Origin of the sequence: Streptomyces sp. M-16, from assembly GCF_052114405.1 — a bacterium.
Lineage (GTDB): Bacteria > Actinomycetota > Actinomycetes > Streptomycetales > Streptomycetaceae > Streptomyces.
Genome location: NZ_JBFRER010000081.1, coordinates 1 through 19790, shown reverse-complemented (window position 1 = coordinate 19790; position 19790 = coordinate 1). Strand labels below are relative to the sequence as shown.

18 protein-coding genes and 1 pseudogene are annotated in these 19790 nt (G+C 73.1%); 9 read left to right on the top strand and 10 right to left on the bottom strand.

Going from position 1 to position 19790, the window contains the following annotated elements; translation table 11 throughout:
• Positions 1-68: 68 nt before the first annotated feature.
• From AB4039_RS29155 to AB4039_RS29140, 4 genes and pseudogenes are all read left to right on the top strand, one after another.
• On the top strand, positions 69-482 hold the full coding sequence (locus AB4039_RS29155; RefSeq protein WP_442272186.1) for a (4Fe-4S)-binding protein: 414 nt from the start codon (positions 69-71) through the stop codon (positions 480-482).
• Positions 483-661: 179 nt separating this feature from the next.
• The gene (locus AB4039_RS29150; protein WP_266843793.1) at positions 662-1078 is read left to right on the top strand and encodes an SsgA family sporulation/cell division regulator; all 417 of its coding nucleotides are present in this window, start codon (positions 662-664) and stop codon (positions 1076-1078) included.
• 255 nt (positions 1079-1333) lie between these two features.
• Entirely contained in the window at positions 1334-2974 is a 1641-nt protein-coding gene (locus AB4039_RS29145; RefSeq protein WP_266843791.1) for an ABC-F family ATP-binding cassette domain-containing protein, read from the top strand.
• Between the two features lie 661 nt (positions 2975-3635).
• A pseudogene (locus tag AB4039_RS29140) lies at positions 3636-4535 on the top strand (acyl-ACP desaturase); the annotation flags it as partial.
• A gap of 72 nt (positions 4536-4607) precedes the next feature.
• On the opposite strand, the gene AB4039_RS29135 reads toward AB4039_RS29140, so the two are convergent.
• From AB4039_RS29135 to ligD, 3 genes are all read right to left on the bottom strand, one after another.
• Positions 4608-4850 (bottom strand): WhiB family transcriptional regulator, encoded by a 243-nt coding sequence (locus AB4039_RS29135; protein ID WP_266843789.1) that lies wholly within the window; start codon positions 4848-4850, stop codon positions 4608-4610.
• Between the two features lie 46 nt (positions 4851-4896).
• On the bottom strand, positions 4897-5379 hold the full coding sequence (locus AB4039_RS29130; protein WP_442272185.1) for an HAD domain-containing protein: 483 nt from the start codon (positions 5377-5379) through the stop codon (positions 4897-4899).
• A 119-nt stretch (positions 5380-5498) separates the two neighbouring features.
• Entirely contained in the window at positions 5499-6518 is a 1020-nt protein-coding gene (ligD, locus tag AB4039_RS29125) for a non-homologous end-joining DNA ligase (RefSeq protein ID WP_442272184.1), read from the bottom strand.
• 75 nt (positions 6519-6593) lie between these two features.
• Between ligD and AB4039_RS29120 the strand changes: the two genes are divergently transcribed.
• Positions 6594-7661 carry an ATP-dependent DNA ligase gene (locus AB4039_RS29120; protein WP_266843785.1) on the top strand — a complete coding sequence of 356 codons (1068 nt, stop codon included), beginning with the start codon at positions 6594-6596 and terminating at the stop codon, positions 7659-7661.
• A gap of 84 nt (positions 7662-7745) precedes the next feature.
• Here AB4039_RS29120 and AB4039_RS29115 read toward each other — a convergent pair whose 3' ends face one another.
• Complete coding sequence (locus tag AB4039_RS29115) at positions 7746-9236, bottom strand: NAD(P)/FAD-dependent oxidoreductase (RefSeq protein WP_442272183.1); 1491 nt, start codon at positions 9234-9236, stop codon at positions 7746-7748.
• Positions 9237-9399: 163 nt separating this feature from the next.
• On the opposite strand from AB4039_RS29115, the gene AB4039_RS29110 reads away from it, so the two are divergent.
• Positions 9400-9918 (top strand): NUDIX domain-containing protein, encoded by a 519-nt coding sequence (locus AB4039_RS29110; protein ID WP_266843781.1) that lies wholly within the window; start codon positions 9400-9402, stop codon positions 9916-9918.
• Between the two features lie 13 nt (positions 9919-9931).
• On the opposite strand, the gene AB4039_RS29105 is transcribed toward AB4039_RS29110, so the two are convergent.
• From AB4039_RS29105 to AB4039_RS29090, 4 genes are all read right to left on the bottom strand, one after another.
• Positions 9932-10594, bottom strand: coding sequence for a GOLPH3/VPS74 family protein (locus AB4039_RS29105; protein ID WP_442272182.1), 663 nt, complete (start codon positions 10592-10594; stop codon positions 9932-9934).
• 78 nt (positions 10595-10672) lie between these two features.
• Positions 10673-12733 (bottom strand): MDR family MFS transporter, encoded by a 2061-nt coding sequence (locus AB4039_RS29100; RefSeq protein ID WP_442272181.1) that lies wholly within the window; start codon positions 12731-12733, stop codon positions 10673-10675.
• Between the two features lie 111 nt (positions 12734-12844).
• Positions 12845-14203, bottom strand: a complete 1359-nt coding sequence (locus tag AB4039_RS29095) for a 6-phospho-beta-glucosidase (RefSeq protein ID WP_442272180.1) — start codon at positions 14201-14203, stop codon at positions 12845-12847.
• 198 nt (positions 14204-14401) lie between these two features.
• On the bottom strand, positions 14402-15274 hold the full coding sequence (locus AB4039_RS29090) for an MmyB family transcriptional regulator (protein ID WP_266843775.1): 873 nt from the start codon (positions 15272-15274) through the stop codon (positions 14402-14404).
• 334 nt (positions 15275-15608) lie between these two features.
• Between AB4039_RS29090 and AB4039_RS29085 the strand changes: the two genes are divergently transcribed.
• The 3 genes from AB4039_RS29085 (at position 15609) to AB4039_RS29075 (ending at position 18077) form a co-directional block, all read left to right on the top strand.
• Positions 15609-16277 carry a helix-turn-helix domain-containing protein gene (locus tag AB4039_RS29085; protein ID WP_266843773.1) on the top strand — a complete coding sequence of 223 codons (669 nt, stop codon included), beginning with the start codon at positions 15609-15611 and terminating at the stop codon, positions 16275-16277.
• 64 nt (positions 16278-16341) lie between these two features.
• The gene (locus AB4039_RS29080; RefSeq protein ID WP_266843771.1) at positions 16342-16899 is read left to right on the top strand and encodes a toxin-antitoxin system, toxin component; all 558 of its coding nucleotides are present in this window, start codon (positions 16342-16344) and stop codon (positions 16897-16899) included.
• Entirely contained in the window at positions 16896-18077 is a 1182-nt protein-coding gene (locus AB4039_RS29075) for an MAB_1171c family putative transporter (RefSeq protein WP_266843770.1), read from the top strand. The genes AB4039_RS29080 and AB4039_RS29075 overlap by 4 nt, the downstream gene beginning before the upstream one ends.
• A gap of 65 nt (positions 18078-18142) precedes the next feature.
• On the opposite strand, the gene AB4039_RS29070 is transcribed toward AB4039_RS29075, so the two are convergent.
• A complete protein-coding gene (locus AB4039_RS29070; protein ID WP_266843769.1) occupies positions 18143-18919 on the bottom strand; it encodes a bestrophin-like domain in 777 nt (258 codons plus the stop codon).
• A gap of 42 nt (positions 18920-18961) precedes the next feature.
• Positions 18962-19543: a hypothetical protein gene (locus AB4039_RS29065; RefSeq protein WP_442272179.1), complete on the bottom strand. Its 582-nt coding sequence runs from the start codon at positions 19541-19543 to the stop codon at positions 18962-18964.
• Positions 19544-19790: the final 247 nt, after the last annotated feature.

The window sequence follows — 19790 nt, the reverse complement described above, 5'->3', positions numbered from 1 at the left end:
GGAAGCTAACGCACCCCACATCCGCCGTCCAGGGTGCGTCGGGAGCCGCGGGTTCCTACTGTGGGGCCATGCCCTCCAAAGGACCGAAGGCCTACGAAGGCAAGAGCGTCACCGTCACCTACGACTCCGGGCGGTGCCTGCACGCGGCGGAGTGCGTCCGCGGCCTGCCCGAGGTGTTCGACACCGGGCGGCGCCCGTGGATCGATCCCGACGGGTCCGGGCCCGAGCGGGTCGCCGAGGTGATCCGGCGCTGCCCGTCGGGCGCGCTCCAGTACCTGCTGTCCGGGGGCCCGGCGGAGGRGGGGGACCGGCCGACCAGCGTCACGCGGTCCCCCGTCGGCCAGTTGGTGCTGCGCGGGGAACTCAGCGTGACCACCCCGGACGGTCGTGCGCACCGGGAGACCCGGGTGGTCCTTTGCGCCTGTGGAGTGAGCGGTAACCAGCCTTATTGCGATCACTCCGGGGCCTGCGGCGCCGACTGATCGCCCTGCGTCCGGGCTGTTCCTGCCCTCACTCTGTGCGATCACACAGGGGAGATCAGGCCAATCGGTGACACAGCTCACGTCATCCACCGTGCACGGATTTGCCGATTCCGGCGTCTATCCGGTTGCCGGGTCCCACCCCACAGCCCGGCCGCAGATCCGCCGCAAGGGAGTGAGCCTTGATCACTGTCATCGAGCAGGCCGTGCAGGCCCGTCTGGTCGCCACCGCGCCGAAGGTCGAGACCGTGCCCGTCACCCTCTGCTACGACCGCGCGGATCCCTTCGCCGTCCGCATGGCCTTCCCCGCGCCGGCCACGCTGGAGGGCGTCGAGGTCTCGTGGACCTTCGCCCGCGAGCTGCTGACCTCCGGCCTCCAGCACCCGGCCGGCTGCGGGGACGTGCGCGTGCGGCCGTACGACGGGGACCGGACGACGGTGGAGTTCCACGCGCCGGAGGGCGTCGCGATCGTGCTGATGCTGACGGCCGAACTGCAGCGGTTCCTGGAACGGGCCTCCGCCGTGGTGCCACCGGGGCTGGAGCACATGTACCTCGACATGGACCAGAGCCTGGACGAGCTGATGCGGGGCTCCTGCTGATCCTCCCCGTCCGTTCGACCCCGGGCCGTTGCCCGTGGACCGCGCCCGCACGGCGCGGTCCACGGGGAGCGGCCCTAATTCGTTTGCGGACGCCCGCGGCCGTCCGTACCGTCGTGAACGCCCCATCCCCGCCGGAACGGAGCAGGACGTTGCTCATCTGAGGTCCGAGACACCGACCGCCACCACATCCCTGTGACCGACACGTCGGCTGTCTCCCCGCGTTGCACTCACCATTCACGCAACCTGGAGGCCTCCATGAGTCACCCCTCTGCCTTTCTCTCCTGCTCCGCCCTGTCCTTCGACTGGCCCGACGGAACCCCCGTCTTCGACGGGTTCCAGCTGGCCGTCGGACCCGGCCGCACCGGCCTGGTCGGGCTCAACGGGTGTGGGAAGTCCACCCTGTTGAAGCTCGCCGCCGGCGAACTGACCCCGTCCGGTGGACGGATCTCCGTCGCCGGGACCCTCGGCCACCTCCCCCAGGACGCCACCCTCGACACCGCCCTGCGCGTGGACGAGGCGCTCGGCATCCGCGCCACCCGCACGGCACTGCACGCCATCGAGGCGGGCGAGGCCACCGAGGCGAACTTCGCCGCCGTGGGCGACGACTGGGACGTGGAGGAGCGGGCCCTGGCCACGCTCGACCAGCTCGGGCTCGCCCGGATCGGCCTGGACCGCACCGTCGGCGAACTGTCGGGCGGCGAGTGCGTCCTGCTGCGGCTCGCGGCGCTGCTGCTCGCCCGCCCGGACGTGCTGCTGCTCGACGAACCGACCAACAACCTGGACCTGAGGGCCCGGCAGCGCCTGTACGCGGCCGTCGAGTCCTGGTCCGGGGTGATGGTCCTGGTCAGCCACGACCGGGAGCTGCTGGAGCGGGTCGACCAGATCGCCGACCTGCACGACGGCGAAGTCCACTGGTACGGCGGCAACTTCAGCGCGTACGAGCGGATGCTCGCCACGGAACAGGAGGCGGCCGAGCGGACGGTCCGGGCCGCCGAGGCCGACGTACAGCGCCAGAAGCGCGAACTGTCCGACGCCCAGCTCAAATTGGCGCGGCGCAAGCGGTACGGCCAGAAGATGTACGACACCAAGCGTGAGCCGAAGATCGTCATGGGTGCCCGCAAACGCGCCGCCCAGGAATCGGCCGGCAAGCACCGGATCCTGCACACCGAGCGGCTGGCGGACGCCCGCGAGCGGCTGGACCAGGCGGCGGAGGCGGTCCGCGACGACGCCGAGATCCGCATCGAACTGCCCGCCACCGCGGTGCCGCCGGGCCGTCGGGTCCTCACCCTGAGCGATCTGCGGCTCGCGCACGGGGCCTCGGCGCCGGGCGAGTGGGAGGTGCGCGGCCCGGAGCGGATCGCCCTGGTCGGCGGCAACGGCTCGGGCAAGACCACCCTGCTGCGGACCCTCGCGGGGCTGCTGCCTCCGGTGTCCGGCGAGGCGGTCACGCACGTACCGGCACGCTTCCTGCCGCAGCGGCTCGACGTCCTGGACGACGACCGCTCGGTCGTGCAGAACGTGGCGCGGTTCGCCCCGCAGGCCACGGACAACCAGATCCGGGCGCGGCTGGCGCACTTCCTGTTCCGGGGCGCCCGGGCGGACCGGGCGGCCGGCACCCTCTCGGGCGGCGAACGCTTCCGGGCGACGCTGGCGGCGCTGCTGCTGGCGGAGCCGGCTCCCCGGCTGCTGATGCTGGACGAGCCGACGAACAACCTCGACCTGGCCAGCGTCCGGCAGCTCGCCGGCGCCCTGGAGGCGTACGAGGGCGCCCTGGTGGTGGCGAGCCACGACGTGCCGTTCCTGGAGTCCATCGGCATCACGCGATGGCTGCTCCTCGACGGCGCGCTGCGCCCCACCTGCGCCGAGGAGGTCAGGGAGTCACGCCGGCACGGGTGAGCACCGGCCGGGGCACCGGCTCGGCGGGCGGCGTCGGACATTCCGTTCACGGTCGGCGGCTTCCCGGGAGCCTGCCCCTCCTTCGCGTGCGCCATCGTGGCGATCGGCCGGCCGGCCCGGCCGGCCACCGCAGGGTCCGAGGCCGCCCGATTCGCACATGAAGCCATCGCGCCACCGCGACCCGCGCACGCCGGCACTGCCCGCCGCCGACTCGCGCGACGCCGCCCGCGCCATCGTCCCGGGACCCCGAACGCCCGTCCCGACCGACGGGGAGACGCGAAGGGCCCGCGCACGACCGCCACCGCGGCGGGCCCCGCGCGGGCCGGGGCCTCGCGCGGCAGGAGAGCGAGCCGTTTCCGCTCCGGCCGGAACGGCGACGGCGCGGCCCGCATCGGAACCACGGGGTCCGAGAGCCGCGTCACCGGTCCGCCCGAAGTACTCCGCGCGCCGCTCCCGACCGTCAAAGCGAAAGCCGCCGATCACCTTCTGGCGTGAATCTCACCTTTCTGAAGCCCCGCAAGACCCTCGCAAACTGCATGAATAACCGGACGTAACCGGACATACCGACGCATGGGGCTTGGCTGGCCTTGATGTCGCGCTTAACCTACGACTCCGTAGGCTACGGAACCGTAGGTAATTCGCTTTGTCCCCAGGAGCACCCGTGACGATCACCTCTCCCCACCTCGGCAGCTCGGAGGCGTGGACCGACGCCAAGCTGCTGTACGCGCTGGAAGAGGTGGTCGAGAAGGAGCTCAACCGCCATCTGAAGGTCACCAAGGACTGGATGCCCCACGAGTACGTCCCGTGGAGCGACGGCCGGAACTTCCCCGCCTTCTTCGAGGACGGCGAGGCCTGGGACCCCCAGCAGTCCAAGGTCACCGACATCGGCAAGATCGCGCTGGTCGTCAACCTGCTGACCGAGGACAACCTCCCCAGCTACCACCACGAGATCGCGAGCCTTTTCGGCCGCAACGGCGCGTGGGGCACCTGGGTGCACCGCTGGACCGCCGAGGAGGGCCGCCACGGCATCGTGATGCGCGACTACCTGCTGGCCTCGCGCGCCGTGGACCCGGACAAGCTGGAAGCGTTCCGGATGCAGCACATGTCGGAGGGCTTCGAGTCCGACAACAGCCACTCGATGCTGCACTCGGTGGCCTACGTCGCCTTCCAGGAACTCGCGACGCGCATCTCGCACCGCAACACCGGCCACCAGTCCGGTGACCCGGTCTGCGACCGGATGCTGGCGCGCATCGCGCAGGACGAGAACCTGCACATGATCTTCTACCGCAACCTGCTGGGCGCCGCCTTCGAGATCGCCCCGGACCTGACGATGCAGGCCGTACGGGACGTGGTCGTCAACTTCCGGATGCCCGGACACGGCATGCCCGGCTTCGAGCGGATGGCCGCGCAGATGGCGATCGGCGGGGTCTACAACCTGCGGATCCACCACGATGACGTGCTGAGCCCCGTGATCCGCTTCCTCAAGATCATGGACATCGACGGGCTGGGCCCCGAGGGCCAGAAGGCCCAGGAGGAGCTCGGGCTCTTCATGAACGGGCTGGCCCTGGCAGGCKCCTGCCAGGGCTTCGCCGCGTCCTGGGCCGGGCCCCGCGGCCCGGCCCGCGGGCGGCGTTCAGCCGCGGGGGCGGAGCGCCTGCCGCTCCGCCTCCGAGAGGCCGCCCCAGACGCCGAACCGCTCGTCGTTGGCCAGGGCGTACTCCAGGCACGCCACCCGCCCCTCGCACGCCCCGCACAGCCGCTTCGCGTCCCGGAGCGAGGAACCGGGGTCCGGGAAGAAGAAGGCCGGGCCCGTCTGGGCACAGAGCGCGAGGTCGTACCAGGCGGGGGCGGCGGTGGCAGTGGTGTTCATCGACATGCCGCCGATCCTGCTGCGCCCCGATGGACGTCCGATCAACAGCTCATCAACAGCACGTCAGCCACCGCGCGAGGGTGTCGAAGTCCGCGGGCGTGAGGCCCGAGCGGGCATCCACGCGGTGCAGGAGCGCGGGCGCCGGGTGACGGTCGGCGGCCCAGGCCCGGTCGGCGGCGGTGATCTCGTCGTCCACCCAGACGAAGGGGCGCCCCGCCGCGCGGGCGAGGAGCGGACGGGTCTTCCAGTGGACGCCGCCGCGCCCTTCGTCCTCCGTGGGATCCGGCCAGTCGACCACCGGCAGTCGCGGCAGCCCGATCCGCGGGGCGATGGTCTCGTTGGCCTCCTCCCCCCAGGTCGTGGCCCACACCAGCTCGCAGGGCAGCGCCAGCAGCAGGGCCCCGTGGGCAGGATCGAGCCTGCCCAGCAAGGGATGACCGGCCGCGGCGGCCGCGGGGTGGCCCGCTCCCCCGAAGGGGATCAGGGGCCCGTCGACGTCCAGGAAGAGCAGCGGCCGCGCGCCGGAAGTCCTCATGGCCCCGAGCCTAGCCGTCCCTTCCGGACGCGGGACGACGACGAGACGTCCGCCCGGGCCGCCCCGGTCCGGGTGGTGGGCGAGGACGGCCTCCGACGGGCGCGAGCCGGGCCGACGGCTCAGTCCTCGTGCTTCGCCCGGCTCGGCTGCACCCGCTTGGGCTCGCCCGGCATCTTGGGATGGTCCGGCGGGTAGGGCATGTCGCCCAGTCCGTGGTCGCGTTCGTCCCGCTCGGCGAGTTCCAGCACGGCCTCCAGACCGAAGGCGTGCTCGTCCATCTCGGCGTGCAGATCGCCCAGTTCCGCGAAGCGCGCCGGCATGGTCACGATGTCGAAGTCGCGCGGTTCCGCGTCGTCCACCTCGTCCCAGCGCAGCGGCGCGGAAACCGGGGCGTGCGGGCGGGGGCGGACGGAGTACGCCGAGGCGATGGTCCGGTCGCGGGCGGTCTGGTTGTAGTCGACGAAGATGCGCTCCCCGCGCTCCTCCTTCCACCAGGCGGTGGTGACCTGGTCGGGCATCCGGCGTTCCAGCTCCCGCCCCAGGGCGATCGCGCACCGGCGTACCTCGGTGAAGGTCCAGCGCGGGGCGATCGGCACGAAGACGTGCAGCCCCCGCCCGCCGGAGGTCTTGGGCCAGCCGCGCAGGCCCAGTTCCTCCAGCAGCGCCCGCAGTTCGTGGGCGGCGGCCACCGCGTGGTGGTAGTCGGTGCCGGGCTGCGGATCGAGGTCGATGCGCAGTTCGTCGGGCCGGTCGGTGTCCCCGCGGCGCACCGGCCAGGGGTGGAAGGTGAGGCAGCCCAGGTTGGCGGCCCACAGCACGGCGGCCGGCTCGGTCGGGCAGATCTCGTCCGCGGTGCGCCCGCTGGGGAAGGCGATGTGGGCGGTCGGGATCCAGTCGGGGAGGTTCTTGGGGGCGCGTTTCTGGAAGAAGGACTCGCCCTCCACCCCGTCCGGGTACCGCTCCAGGGTGGTGGGGCGGTCGCGCAGCGCACGGGTGATCCCGACCGCCACGGCCAGGTAGTACTCGGCGACGTCCCTCTTGGTGAGGCCGCGCTCCGGGAAGTACACCTTGTCCGGGCTGGACAGCCGGACCGCCCGCCCGCCGGCGTCGAGCTCGATCGCACCACCCGCAGCACCCATGAGCGCCACGGTAGGCGGGCCCGGCCGGGCGCGCACACCGGGCGGGTCCGCACGTACCACCGCAGAATCGATGACATGGATCTGCCGGTGATGCCCCCCGTGAAGCCGATGCTCGCCAAGTCCGTGGCGAAGATCCCGCCCGGAATGCAGTACGAGGCGAAGTGGGACGGTTTCCGCGCCATCGTGCACCGCGACGGCGAGGAGCTGGAGATCGGCAGCCGCACGGGAAAGACCCTGACCCGGTACTTCCCGGAGCTGGTGGCGGCCCTCAAGGAGAACCTGCCGGCCCGTTGCGTGGTGGACGGGGAGATCGTGATCGTGCAGGGCGGGCGGCTCGACTTCGAGCGGCTCACGGAGCGGATCCACCCCGCCGCGTCCCGCGTGAAACTGCTCGCCGAGACCACCCCGGCCAGTTTCGTGGCCTTCGACCTGCTCGCCCTCGACGACGTGTCGCTCCTGGACACCCCGCTCGGCGACCGCCGTACCGCCCTGGTCAACGCCCTTTCCACCGCTCGGCCCCCCGTGCACCTCGCGCCCGCGACCACCGACCCCGCGCTCGCGCGGGAGTGGTTCGAGCAGTTCGAAGGCGCCGGACTCGACGGGGTCGTCGCGAAACCCCTCGACCTCCCCTACCGGCCCGACGCCCGCCTGATGTTCAAGATCAAGCACGAGCGTACGGCGGACGTCGTCCTCGCGGGTTTCCGTTTCCACAAGAGCGGTCCGATTGTCGGATCGCTGCTCCTGGGCCTGTACGACGACCGGGGCGGGCTCCAGCACGTGGGGGTCTGCGCGGCCTTCCCGATGAAGCGTCGGGCCGAGCTGGTCGAGGAGCTGGACCCCCTGCGCATGCCCGACCCGGCGGGACACCCCTGGGCGGCGTGGGCCGAGGAATCGGCGCACGAAAGCGCCCGGCTGCCGGGCGCGCAGAGCCGGTGGACCGGCAGGAAGGACCTGTCCTGGGTCCCCCTGCGCCCCGAGCGGGTCTGCGAGGTGAAGTACGACCACATGGAGGGGGACCGCTTCCGTCACACCGCACAGTTCGCCCGCTGGCGGCCCGACCGCACCCCTGAGAGCTGTACGTACGCCCAGCTGGAGGAGGTCGTCGGCTACGACCTCGCCGAGGTGCTGGGCACCGGCGGCTGACCGGCCCGGCGCCGCGGCGGGACACGGGGCCGCGAGGGGGGCGGCGAGGGCCGCAGGGGCGTCGCAGGGGCCGCGCACGGAGGGTCAGCCGGCCGTCAGCTTCTCCCACTCGGCCCGGTCCGGCCCCACCGCGTTCGGGGCGTAATCCGGCCGGGCCGCGAGCCAGCGGGTGACGCGGGCCCGGATCAGGGGGTGCGCGTAGGCCCGCTTGGGCGGGTCGACGAGGTGGCGGACCCTGGCCCGGGCCCGCATCACCTCCGGGTCCTCCAGCGCGCATTCGAACAGCGCGGCGGCCTCCCGGGCCGTTCCGGTCCGGGAGGCCCGGGTCGCGAAGCGGTCCCCGATGGCCGCGTCGGCGACGACCTGGAAGTCGAACCAGGGCTTGACCGTACGGACGGCCCAGTCGTGGTACTCGGCGGCGAAGCGGTCGGACCCGGCGTCCTGGTGCACAGTTCGCGCCACCCGGTGCGCGGCCCACAGGGCGAGGGAGGTCCCCTGTCCCAGGGTCGGGTTGGTGTGCGTGAGGGCGTCCCCGACGGGCACCAGACCGCTCACCACCGGGCCCCTCTCGTCCGCGAGGGCGCTCCACCGGTTGTCCAGGCCCGCGGTGGCCAGGACCCCCGACAACGGAGCGGCGCCCAGCCCCAGCCAGGCCTCGCCGGGCGGAAAGGACCGGGCCGCGGCCTCGAAGACGCCCGGCTCGCGCAGCGCCGAGCGGGTGGGGTCCTCGGTGTGGACGAACAGGGTCACGGCGAAGGTGCCGTTGTCGGCCGGGAACACGGCGCAGCCCGCGAAGCCCCCGCCGGTCACCGTCCACGGCCTGCGCGGCCCGTCCTCCATCCCGGCGGGCAGCCGGTACCAGCGGCAGAAGTAGGCCAGGCCGGTACGGTGCCGCTCTACGGTGCCCGGGCGGCAGCCCGCCGCCGCCAGCCACCGTTCGACGCCGCCCCGCCGCCCGCCGGCGTCCACGACGAGGTCCCCCTCGTACGCGCCGCCGGCCGTGGTCACCCCGGTCACCCGTATCCCCGTTCCCGCCCCCGCCCCGGCCCCGGCCCCCGTGGCGAGCCCCGCGCCGGCCCCCGTCCCGTACGCCGGTGCCCGCACCGCCCCCGACAGGGCCGTCGCCGCGGACCCGGATACGGCCGTCAGCCCCGAGACCGGCTCCCCGTAGCGCACCACCGCCCCCGGCTCGGACCTCAGCGCGGTGGCCAGGGCGCTCTCCAGCACGATCCGGCGCGCCTGGAGCATGATCAGGTCCTCGTCGCCCGGCCGGGCCGGCGGGCGCACGTCGAACCAGTCCAGCTCGTGCCGCTCGCGCGCGCCGAGCCGGAGCATCTCCGCGTGGACGTCGGGCAGTTCGGCGACCAGCACCTTGCGGGCGGCGCCGAGCAGGGCGTGCGGCTGGGCGGCCTGGGGGACGGCCGGGCGGCGCCAGCCGAAGAAGTCCCGGTCCAGGGCGGTACCGGGAGCACGGGTGTCCCGCTCGAACAGCTCGACGGTGTGCCCCCGCCGGGCGGCGAGCAGTGCGGCCGCCAGTCCCGCGACCCCTCCGCCGATGACCAGCACGTGTGCCATTGCGCCCCCCTGAGCCGACGGACCGTACGACGATCGGACCGCCCAGAGCCTGCGCGGACAGCCCCTGACCGAAACCCGTACAGTTGTCCGATTCCATGCCCTCGACGGCTCACGGACCGGGCCGGGTTTGACAAACGACCGGGCGCGACCGGGAAATGGAGTCATGGCTACCGAAGAGCAGGCCGCCGGGACGGCTCCGGCCGTACGGGCCGTCCCCCGACCCAACGCCGTCGTGGGCGTCGGGCTGATCGTCCTCGGCCCCGACGGCCGGCTGCTGCTCGGTCAGGCGCACGACGGCCGGTGGGAACTGCCGGGCGGCAAGGTCGATCCCGGGGAGGGCTTCGAGCAGGCCGCCGCGCGGGAGCTCGCCGAGGAAACCGCCCTGCGGGCCGCGCCCGGGTCCATCGAGGTGCTGGCGGTGCAGATCGACGCGGACTCCGGCCTGACCCGGCTGACGGCCGCCGCCCTCACCCGGTCCGCCGAGGGCAGCCCCACCGTCACCGAGCCGCACAAGATCGCCCGTTGGCAGTGGTTCGCCCCGGCCTCGATCCCCTCCGCCCTCTATCCGCCGACGGCCGGCGTGCTGCGCAGCTGGCGCCCGGACCTTCCGATGCTGCCGCACGCACCCTCGTACGACTACCCGACCGGCCCGGCCCCGACGGCCCCGCCGAGCACCCCTTAGGGCACCCCGCCGCTCAGACCGCCGTGGAGGCGGCCATCACCACCGTGACGGCGGCCACCGCGGCCTGCATGTCCCGGATGGCCGCGCGGACGCCCTCGCCCGCCCACTGCCCGGCGGCTATCTCCCCCATCCGCGGCGCCACCAGCCGGGGCGGCCGGTCCGGGAAGGCGAGCCGGTGCAGCTTGGCCGCGTGCAGCAGGGCGATGAGGCCGGCCGTACGCCCGTCGGGGTCGGCGCCGTCCAGGACCACGGCTCCGAGCCGGTCCCTCAGCTCGCGCTCCGCGGTGGCGTCGGCCTGCGGGTAGCGGCGCTGCGGGAACACCCCGAGCACCTTGTGCACCTCCGACCCGACGATGCCCCGCTCGCCGAGGCCGTCCAGCGCGGCGCCGACCGCCCGGGCGTGGTCCTTCGTCAGCCAGTCGGTCACCCGCCGCTTGCTGCGGCCCCGCAGCCAGGACTCGATCATCAGGATCCGGCCGTCCAGCAGCCGCACCCCGGTGGGGGCGGTACTGCGCAGTTCCAGGTACGTGCCGGTCACCGAGACCCGCTCCGCCACGACCAGTTCGAGGAGTATGCCCCCCGCGGCGGCCCAGCCCGCCGCCTGCCGCTGCCCCGCCGCCCCGGACGCCCCGTCCAGGGAGAGCAGCACGACCTCTTCCGCCAGTGTGATCGCCATGAGCGGTACCCCCCGCCTTGCCGTACGCGACGCCCCTCGCCGGGAAGGACGACCGGCGACCGCCGCGGGTTCCCGGCCCTACCCCCGCTGGACCAGCCGTGGCGCGAAATTGCCGTCGCGCAGGTCCTCCGCGAGCAGCCGCTTCGCGATCGCGTCGGCCGCCACCCTCAGTTCCGCGCTGCGCGGCCGTCCCCGGTCCTTCTCCAACTGGTCGCCGAGCCACTGCGCCCACGCGGCGGAGATCACCGCCGCCTCCCGCTCCCCGCCCGAGGTCAGCGCGAAGTAGCCGTTGTGCCGGGCCAGGTAGCCCTCCTCGGTCATCCGGTCGAAGACCGGCAGCAGCACTTCGGGCGGGACCGACCGGCGCGCCGCGATCAGGCCGAGCCCGGCGTGGCCGACCGTCCGGGTCAGCAGGTCCACCTGCATCACGGCCCACGCGCCCGCGATGTCCAGCCGCGTGTCGGAGCCCTCGACGATCGCCCGCGCCGTGTCCTGTCCCATCCCCCTCACGATCTGGCCCACGGCCAGCTCCAGCAGTTTGGCCGAATCCCCCGAGGCCGTGGCCGGCGAGGCGAAGCCGTCGCCCATGTCCGTGGACGCGGCCCGCGCGCTGTCGCGCAGGTGGACCTCCTTGAGGAACAGCGCGACGACGAAGCCGGCCAGCGCCACCGGCACGGTCCACAGGAACACCGTCTGCAGCGCCTCGGCGTACGCGTCGACGATCGGGCCGGCCGCCGCCGGGTCGAGCCCGTGCACCCCCTGCGGGCTCTGTGCCGCCGCCGCCAGCGCTGCCGGACCGGCCCCGGTGGCGCGGGCGGCCTCCGCCACGCCCGCCTTCAGCGCCGGCTTCAGGCTGTTGGCGTAGATGGTCCCGAAGACCGCGGTCCCGAAGCAGCTGCCGAGCGTACGGAAGAAGGTGACGCCGGACGTGGCGGTGCCGAGGTCGGCGTAGTCGACGGTGTTCTGCACCGCGATCGTGAGCACCTGCATGCACAGGCCGATGCCGGCACCCAGGACGAACATGTACAGGGATTCCAGCCAGGCGTCGGTCTGCGGCCCCATCCGCGACAGCAGGTACAGGCCGACGGCCATGACCGCGCTGCCCACGATCGGGAAGATCCGGTAGTGGCCCGTCTTGCTGGTGACGTTGCCGCTGAAGACGGACGCGATGAGCAGGCCGATGACGAGCGGCAGGGTCCGTACGCCGGAGACGGTGGCCGAATCCCCGTCCACGTACTGGAGGTAGGTGGGCAGGAAGGTCATCGCGCCGAGCATGGCGAAGCCGACGATGAAGCTCAGCACCGAGCAGACCGTGAAGACGGGGTTGCGGAACAGCCGCATCGGCAGCATCGGTTCGGCGGCCCGCGTCTCCACCAGGCAGAACAGCGCCAGGGCCAGCGCGCCCCCCACGAACAGGCCGATGATGACCGGCGAGTTCCAGGCGTACTCGTTCCCGCCCCAGCTGGTGGCCAGGATCAGCGCGCTCGCGCCGGCCGCGACGAGCGCGATGCCGAGGTAGTCGATGACGGGCCGCCCGGCGGCCCGCACCGAGGGGATGGTCCGGGCCGCGGCCACGACCACCAGGATCGCGATCGGTACGTTGACGTAGAAGGCCCAGCGCCAGCTCAGGTGGTCGGTGAAGAAGCCGCCGAGCAGCGGCCCGATCACCGTCGCGACGCCGAAGACGGCACCGATCGCGCCCTGGTACTTGCCCCGTTCGCGCAGCGGCACCACGTCGGCGATCAACGCCATGGAGGTGACCATCAGGCCGCCGGCGCCGACGCCCTGAACGCCCCGCCACAGGATGAGCAGGGTCATGTTGGAGGCCAGGCCGCACAGGAAGGAGCCGGTGATGAAGACGACGGCGGAGACCTGGAAGACGAGCTTGCGTCCGAAGAGGTCGCCGAACTTGCCCACCAGCACCGTCGCGACGGTCTCCGCGAGCAGGTACGAGGTCACCACCCACGACATGTGGGCCGCACCGCCCAGGTCCGCGACGATGGTCGGCAGGGCGGTGCCCACGATCGTCTGGTCGAGCGCGGCCAGCAGCACGCCCAGCATGATCGTGCCGAAGACGACGTTGCGCCTCCGCCGGTCGAGCACGGGGGGCGCCCCGGCCGGGGCGGGTGCAGTGGTCACTCTCGCACTGTCACAGCGGACCGCCGCCCCCGCATGCCGCAAGCCACCGTCCGGGTGACCCGCCCGCTCGCGAACCCCGGCCGTGGCCCCGACGCCGACCCCGCCCCGGCGTCAGCGCAGGTAGCCGAGCCCCGGGTGCTCCGCCGCGTATCCGTCCAGCAGCCGCCGGGCCACGGCCACCGAGTCCACCAGCGGGTGCAGGGCGAAGGCCTTGACGGCATCGGCCCGCGCACCGCTCGCCGCGGCGGCGAGCACCTCCCGCTCGGCGGCCTTCACCGAGGTCACGAGCCCCACCGCGTGCAGCGGCAGCGGGTCCACGGCGACCGGGTGGGCCCCGTTGGCGTCGACCAGGCAGGGCACCTCGATCACGGCGTCCGCATCGAGCACCGACAGGGTGCCGCGGTTGCGGACGTTGAGGATCAGGGTGGCCCGCTCGTCCCGGGCGATGGCCCGCATCAGCGCGAGCGCCACCTTCTCGTAGCCGCCGGACTCCAGGTCGCTCTCCTCACGCTCCCCGACGCCCGCCACCTCGCGGTTCTCGGCCATGTACGTGGCCTCGCGCTCGGCCCGGGTCCGGTCCCAGGCGGCGAGCGCCGACCCCGGCGGCGCGTCCGGCCGCCCGGTCTCGGCGTAGAAGGCGCGCTGCTGGTCGCGCAGGAAGACGCCGCGCGTCTGCTCGGCCTCCTGGTACGCCCGCACGGTGTCCCGGTTGAAGTAGTAGTAGTGGAGGTATTCGTTGGGGATCGCGCCGAGGGAGCGCAGCCAGTCGGCCCCGAAGAGGCGGCCCTCCTCGAAGGACTCCAGGGCCTTGTCGTCGGCCAGCAGCCGGGGCAGCTCGTCCCGGCCGCCGACCCGCAGGCCGCGCACCCATCCCAGGTGGTTGAGGCCGACGTAGTCGATCCAGGCGTCCTGGGGCCGGGCGCCGAGCAGCCGGGCGATCCTGCGGCCGAGCCCGACCGGGGAGTCGCAGATCCCGATGACGCGGTCGCCGAGCACCTCGGCCATGGCCTCGGTGACCACCCCGGCGGGGTTGGTGAAGTTGATGACCCAGGCCTCCGGAGCCGCGCGGGCGATCCTGCGGGCGATCTCGCGCACCACGGGAACGGTCCGCAGCCCGTACGCGATCCCGCCGGCGCCGACCGTCTCCTGGCCCAGTACGCCCTCGGCCAGGGCGATCCGTTCGTCGGCGGCCCGGCCCTCCAGTCCGCCGACCCGGATGGCGGAGAAGACGAAGTCGGCCCCGCGCAGGGCCTCGTCGAGGTCGCCGGTGGCGGTGACGGCCGGGGCGTCCGCCGCGCCCGACGCCGCGGCGGCCTGGTCGGCGAGCACCCGGGCCACGGCGGTGAGCCGGCCGGGATCCTCGTCGTACAGCGTCACGTGGGACACCCGGCCCTCGCCGCGGTCCCCCAGGAGTGCTCCGTAGACGAGCGGGACACGGAATCCGCCCCCGCCGAGGATGGTCAACCGCACGCCCCTACCGCCCTTTCGCCGTCACGACCGGTGCCACGGACCACGACCGCGCGCCGGGCGGAAGTCCGCCCCGGCGCCGCGGCGGATGCCACGATCCGTGACATCCGCGCGATGACGCGGATCGTGGCATCCACCCGGCGGCACCCCCGCCGGGGGTCCCGCGGCACACGCTTCAGGGCACCAGTGTCCCCCGCCCGTTCAGTCCACCGGCGACGGCACGGCCCGCAAGCGGGCCCCCTGCTGCTGCGGGAAGCCGGTGACACCGCGCACCGGACCCGTCGGCAGACCCTGCGGGGCGGAGAGCACCAGGGTGATCCGGGTGAGTCCCATGCCCTCCAGCATTCGGCTGGATTCCGCCACCATGCGGCACCGCACCACGCCCTGTCCGGGGTCCGGGTGACGGACCGTCCGGACGGCGCCGTCCTGTTCTGCGGCGAGTTCGCCGTGGGCGCTCAGCCAGTGCGGGACCCCGTACCGGTAGGCGGCCTCCATGAACGGGTCACGGGCCACCTCCTGACGGATGCTCCGCAGCCCCTCGTCGTCCGGGGCCGCGCCGAGCGCGGTGGCGAACTGCGCCAGCAGCGGTACGCACCAGGCCGGTTCGTGGTCCTCCAGCACGGCCGCGGCGTCCGGGTGGAAGAGCACGAAGCGCAGGAAGTTGTCGTCCGGCAGGGCCGTCGGATGCGGCCTGACCGACTGGAACAGCCGGTCGAAGGCAGAATTGGTGAGGGCCACGTCCCACCGGTGGTCCACCAGGAAGGACGGGTAGGGGACGGCCTCCATGAGGGCCGCGTAGTCGCACAGGTAGTCGCGCTGGGCCGGATCCTGCGGCAGCCGGTTCTCCTCGGCCGCGCGCCAGGTGGGCGGCGGGTCCCGGTCGACCATGACCCGGAAGAGCCAGAAGCACTGCCGCTCGCTCATCTCCAAGGCCTCGGACAGGGCGAGGAGTTTGCGGTCCGTCCATTCCTTGACGAGCCCGCGCTCCCAGTTTCCGTACGCCCGCACACTGATGCGCAGTCGCGACGCGAGGTCTTCCTGGCTCAGGCCCAGTTCCTCGCGGCGCTGGCGCAAAATCTCCTTGCGTCGCTCCGACCGCACTGCGCCACGGGCGGACTCCTCGCCCGCCAGGCGTTCCTCACCGGCTCGGACGAGGCCATCAGACGGGCCCACCGCTGCGAGATGTGGCACCGAGAGCTCCCCCTCCTCACGGTCTGGATCTTCATTTCCGTGTGGCGATCCTGCTACCGACTTCATTCGAGTGTCAACTATTGTGGCAATTCCAGCCTTGCGACAGCTCATTCCCGCCACAGCTGTGGCAAGTTCTAGCTCTCCCAAAACAAACCGGATAGATTCCCTGAGGCCGACCACGTGCCCACTGACCTCGCGCGATCTAGGAGAACCACTGGTGACAGACGGCTTCCCGGCTCCCGTCGCGGTGGCCAACGCGCCCCTGGCAGCGACCGTCACGCGGGTCGCCGAACTCGCGAATAAATTGGGCCGCGCCCGGAACCAGGTCTTCGACCTCCGCCGGCTCTCGGAAGCCTCCGGGGTCCCCGCCGACGTGATCAAGACCCTGCTCGACGGGCGCCCGGCCGGCGAACCCGATCTCCAGGCGCGTTTCCTCCAGCGCCTGGACCTGCTCCGGCGGACCCGGGTGAAACCCAACGGGCGCCGCTACACCCAGCAGGAGATCGCGGACGGCGCCGGAATGTCGCGGCAGCAGGCCGGCGCCCTGATCAACGGCGACCGCCGCCCCACCATGGAGCACTGTGACGCCATCCAGCGCTTCTTCGGGGTGCACGCGGGCTTCCTCACCGCCCACGACGCCGACGCCCTCACCGACGCGCTCCAGCGGACCGAGCAGCAGCTGCTCCAGGACTTCGCGGGCCGCGAGCGGCAGACCGTACCGGCCGAGACCGCTTCGGCGGGCGATCCGCTGGCAAGACTCCTGCAGAACCACGGCGTACGCGGCATCGCGTGGCGGGCCGCCCAACTGCCCAGCGACAAGCACCGGGACAAGGTGACCGAATGGCTGGACATGCTTCTCGAAAGCGTCAAACCGAACGAATCATGACCCAGTCGAAAGTCTGGATCTGATCCTTGAGTCCTGATCCGGATCCGCGCCGACGGGGAGAACGGTGAGCATAGGCAGAGCACAGCGGCGTTTGTGCGGGGAGCTGGTGGCCGGCATCAAGCTGCCCGCCCCCGTGGAGCCCCTGGACCTCTACGCCGCCCTCTGCGAGGGCATGAGCCGGCACCGCGGCCGCCCGGTGGAGTTCCGCATGGCCGCCTTCCCGCAGGGGACGGCCAGCGGCCTCTGGCTCGACATGGCGGACCGCGATCTTGTGGTCATCGAGGAACGCACCGCGCCCGACCACCAGCTGGTGATCCTGGGCCACGAGCTGTGGCACATGAAGGCCGGCCACTGCAGCCACCACGTCGACGGCGCCGCCGTCGCCGCCCGGCTCCTGGCCGACGGCGCCGACCTCGGCGAGACGGTCCGCAGCGTCGCGGCGCGCACCCGTGCCGACGTCCAGGAGGAGACGGACGCCGAGACCTTCGGGCTCCTGCTGGGCAGCAGGTGCCGCACCTGGCTCGCCGGCTCCTCCGGCCTGCGGGCCCCGGCCCAGCGCGACGAGCTGGCGGGCCGCATCGAAACCTCCCTCGGCTACCGGGGGCACAGGAACGACCGTTGAACGGACAGGACTACTACATCCCGGCAGCCGCGATGGCGGTCTCCCTCGTCTGCAAGCTGCCGGCCCTGCGCGCGCACTGGCGCGATCCGCTCCTGAGGTCCGTCTGCGTACTGCTGGTCCTGGCCACGGCGGTGTTCACCTTCGCCGCCCCGCCCACCATCGAAGCCGTCAACCGCTGGACCGGGATCCCCAACTTCTCCGCCCCGCTGGTGTACTGCCTGATGACGGCATTCAGCGCCTCGTGCCTGGTGCTGATGTTCAACTGGCGCGGCGGTCCGCCGCAGGAGATCCGGCGCACCTCGGCGCGCCTGATCATGGGCTACTCCGTCGTGGTCGTCGCGATCGTGGTGTTCTTCCTCCTCGGCGAGGCGTCCGTCGAGCGGCTGCGCGACTTCGACACGTACTACGCCAACACCCCGTACGTCCGCCTGATGATCGTCTCCTACCTCCTGGCGCACAGCGTGGCCGCCGCGACCATGGTCGCCATGTGCTGGCGCTGGTCGGTCCAGGTCCACGGCTGGCTGCGGACCGGGCTGGTGATCATCGTGTCCGGGTACTCCATCAGCCTCACCTACGACGCCACCAAGCTGTCCGCGGTCTGCGCGCGCTGGTCCGGTCACGACCTGGACTTCCTGAGCACCTACGTGGCCCCGCCCCTGGCCTCCGCCGCGGCGCTGGTCAGCGCGGTGGGTTTCGTGCTGCCCCTGGTCTGCCAGCGGGTGTCGGACAGCTGGCAGACCTGGACCACGTACCGGCGCCTGGGCGCGCTGTGGCGCGAGGTGCGCAGCACCGCCCCCGGCGGCAGTCCCTGCGTGCGGATGTCCTGGTGGTCCCCGGCCGAGATCCGGGTGATCCAGCGGGAGTCCGACATCCACGACGGGTTCCTGCGCCTCGGACCCTGCTTCGACCGCCGCCACCGCGACTCCGCCTACGAGCGGGCCCGCGCGGCCGGCGCGGACGAGGAGACCGCCCGGGCCGTCGCGGACGCGGCGATGGTGGCGGCCGCCGTCCGGACGAGTTCCGCCGCCCCCGAGGGGACGGCGGACGGGGGGACGGACGGGGAGCGGGTGCTGGTGACGGCCGACGGTCCGCGCGACCTCGTCCGCATCTCCGACGCCCTGCGGCACTCCCCGCTGGTGGCCGCGGCCCGGCACCGGGCGGCCCCGGCCGGGGGCTGACCGGGCCGGGGGCTGACCGGGCCGGGACCGGGCGGGAGCCCCACCGGGCCCCCGGTGCGGGTCCCTCAGCGGGAGGCGGTCACCGTGACGGCCGGGAACAGGTCCTGGAAGGGCCCGGCGGAATCGGTCCCGTCCCGCCCGTACGGGGCGTCGAAGCTCCAGACCATGAAGAGCAGGAACACGATCAGCGCGCTGAAGAGGCCCGCCAGCAGCAGTTCCCGGCCGGAGCGCCGGATCTGCAGGGTGAAGATCAGCCCGATGGTGACGAGGCCGCCGACCACCAGCCCGACCCAGACCACGCTCGGCAGAGTGGACTCGTCGCTCTGGGTGCGCGAGTGGCGGGCCTCGTCGGCGGCCGCGATGTGGTCGAGCAGCGGCTGGTAGGCCTGCGCCTGCAGTTCGTTGGCGGGGCTCTGGTGGGTGACGTCGCCGCGCAGCTTCCCGAGCAGTTGCGCCCCCTCGTCGGAGGCGCCCTGCCCGGAGACCAGCCGCGGCCAGTCCACGTTGACCGTGTGGGAGACGTACGCGTCCACCTCGCCGCGGATCCGGTCGCGGACGGGCGCCGGGTAGACGTCGGCGCGCTGGGTGACCTCGTAGAGGGACTGCGCCTCGCGGCGCACGCTGTCCTCCGCGCCGCCGCGCGCCTCCCAGACTCCCGCGATGGCCAGACCCAGGACGATCGCGTAGACCACGCCGACCATCATCGTCATGTACTCGATGACGTCAGGGGTTTCGCTGGTGTCCTCGTCGGCCGCGACCCGGCGGTGCCGGATCGCGGTGATGGCGAGGACGACGGCGCAGACGAGCGCCATGGCGATGGCCAGGACCAGCCATTCGGACACGAGAAATCTCCCGTTCGTGGGTGCGTGGGTGCATGGGGTGCGTCAGCCGCGGCTCTTGGAGCGGGGGCGCAGCGCGGCGGCCGCGAGCACGGCCGGGGTGGTGACCACCACCATGAGCATCATCGTRCTCAGGCCGTTCGGGCCGCGCCGCTCCAGGGCCGCGGAACGGTACGGGCGCACGTGGAAGGCGTGCGCGGGCGCGGCGGCCCTCACCGGGGGCGGGGCGGGGGCCGCCGCGGGGACCGCCTCCGGTCCGGGCCCGGGCGCCGGCGGAGCCGGGGGCGGCTGCGCCGGGGCGCCCGGCACCGCAACGTCGGGCGCGGGCGTCCCCGGAAGGCCGGGGGCCTCCCCGGGGTGGTGCACGGTGGGCCGCTGCACGCCGGGCAGGGTCACCCGCACGGAGGGAACGGTCACGGGCGGCCCCGGCACCTCGGGCGGCGGCGGGACGGGCGGGCGTACGACGGGCGGCTCCGGATGCCCGCCCGGCACGCACACGTCCACCCTCGCCCCGTGGCCGTGGCCGTGCCCGTGGCCGTCGGTGTCGCCCGCGACCGCCACATGGCCGTGCAGGGGGCAGAGCACCGCCACCAGACCCGCCCCGGCGAAGTACTGCCAAGCCGTCACCGCGCTCCTCCCGATTCGGCAGCCGATATGAGGGTTACGGCTGAAGAAACGATCAAGGCGCCGGTTCGACACGCGGCAGACAGGTCAAGATCCGCCCTCGGAGGGTGACTTCGGGACGGCCGGAAGGACGCGGGACTCGCCTGATCACCCGTCAGACGGGTCCCGGGGGGGGGCGGCTGCGGCCGGGCGGGGCAGGGCGTGCGGGCGCGGGCCGACGGGCATCGGCCTGCGGGCGCGGGCCTACGGG

What these genes read in the sequence shown, in the direction of transcription:
- AB4039_RS29135 (WP_266843789.1), bottom strand. Translation starts at nt 4,850, where the DNA reads ATGTCGATGAACACCACTGCCACCGCCGCCCCCGCCTGGTACGACCTC.
- AB4039_RS29130 (WP_442272185.1), bottom strand. Translation starts at nt 5,379, where the DNA reads ATGAGGACTTCCGGCGCGCGGCCGCTGCTCTTCCTGGACGTCGACGGG.
- AB4039_RS29105 (WP_442272182.1), bottom strand. Translation starts at nt 10,594, where the DNA reads ATGGCGATCACACTGGCGGAAGAGGTCGTGCTGCTCTCCCTGGACGGG.
- AB4039_RS29110 (WP_266843781.1), top strand. Translation starts at nt 9,400, where the DNA reads ATGGCTACCGAAGAGCAGGCCGCCGGGACGGCTCCGGCCGTACGGGCC.
- AB4039_RS29145 (WP_266843791.1), top strand. Translation starts at nt 1,334, where the DNA reads ATGAGTCACCCCTCTGCCTTTCTCTCCTGCTCCGCCCTGTCCTTCGAC.
- AB4039_RS29115 (WP_442272183.1), bottom strand. Translation starts at nt 9,236, where the DNA reads ATGGCACACGTGCTGGTCATCGGCGGAGGGGTCGCGGGACTGGCGGCC.
- ligD (WP_442272184.1), bottom strand. Translation starts at nt 6,518, where the DNA reads ATGGGTGCTGCGGGTGGTGCGATCGAGCTCGACGCCGGCGGGCGGGCG.
- AB4039_RS29120 (WP_266843785.1), top strand. Translation starts at nt 6,594, where the DNA reads ATGGATCTGCCGGTGATGCCCCCCGTGAAGCCGATGCTCGCCAAGTCC.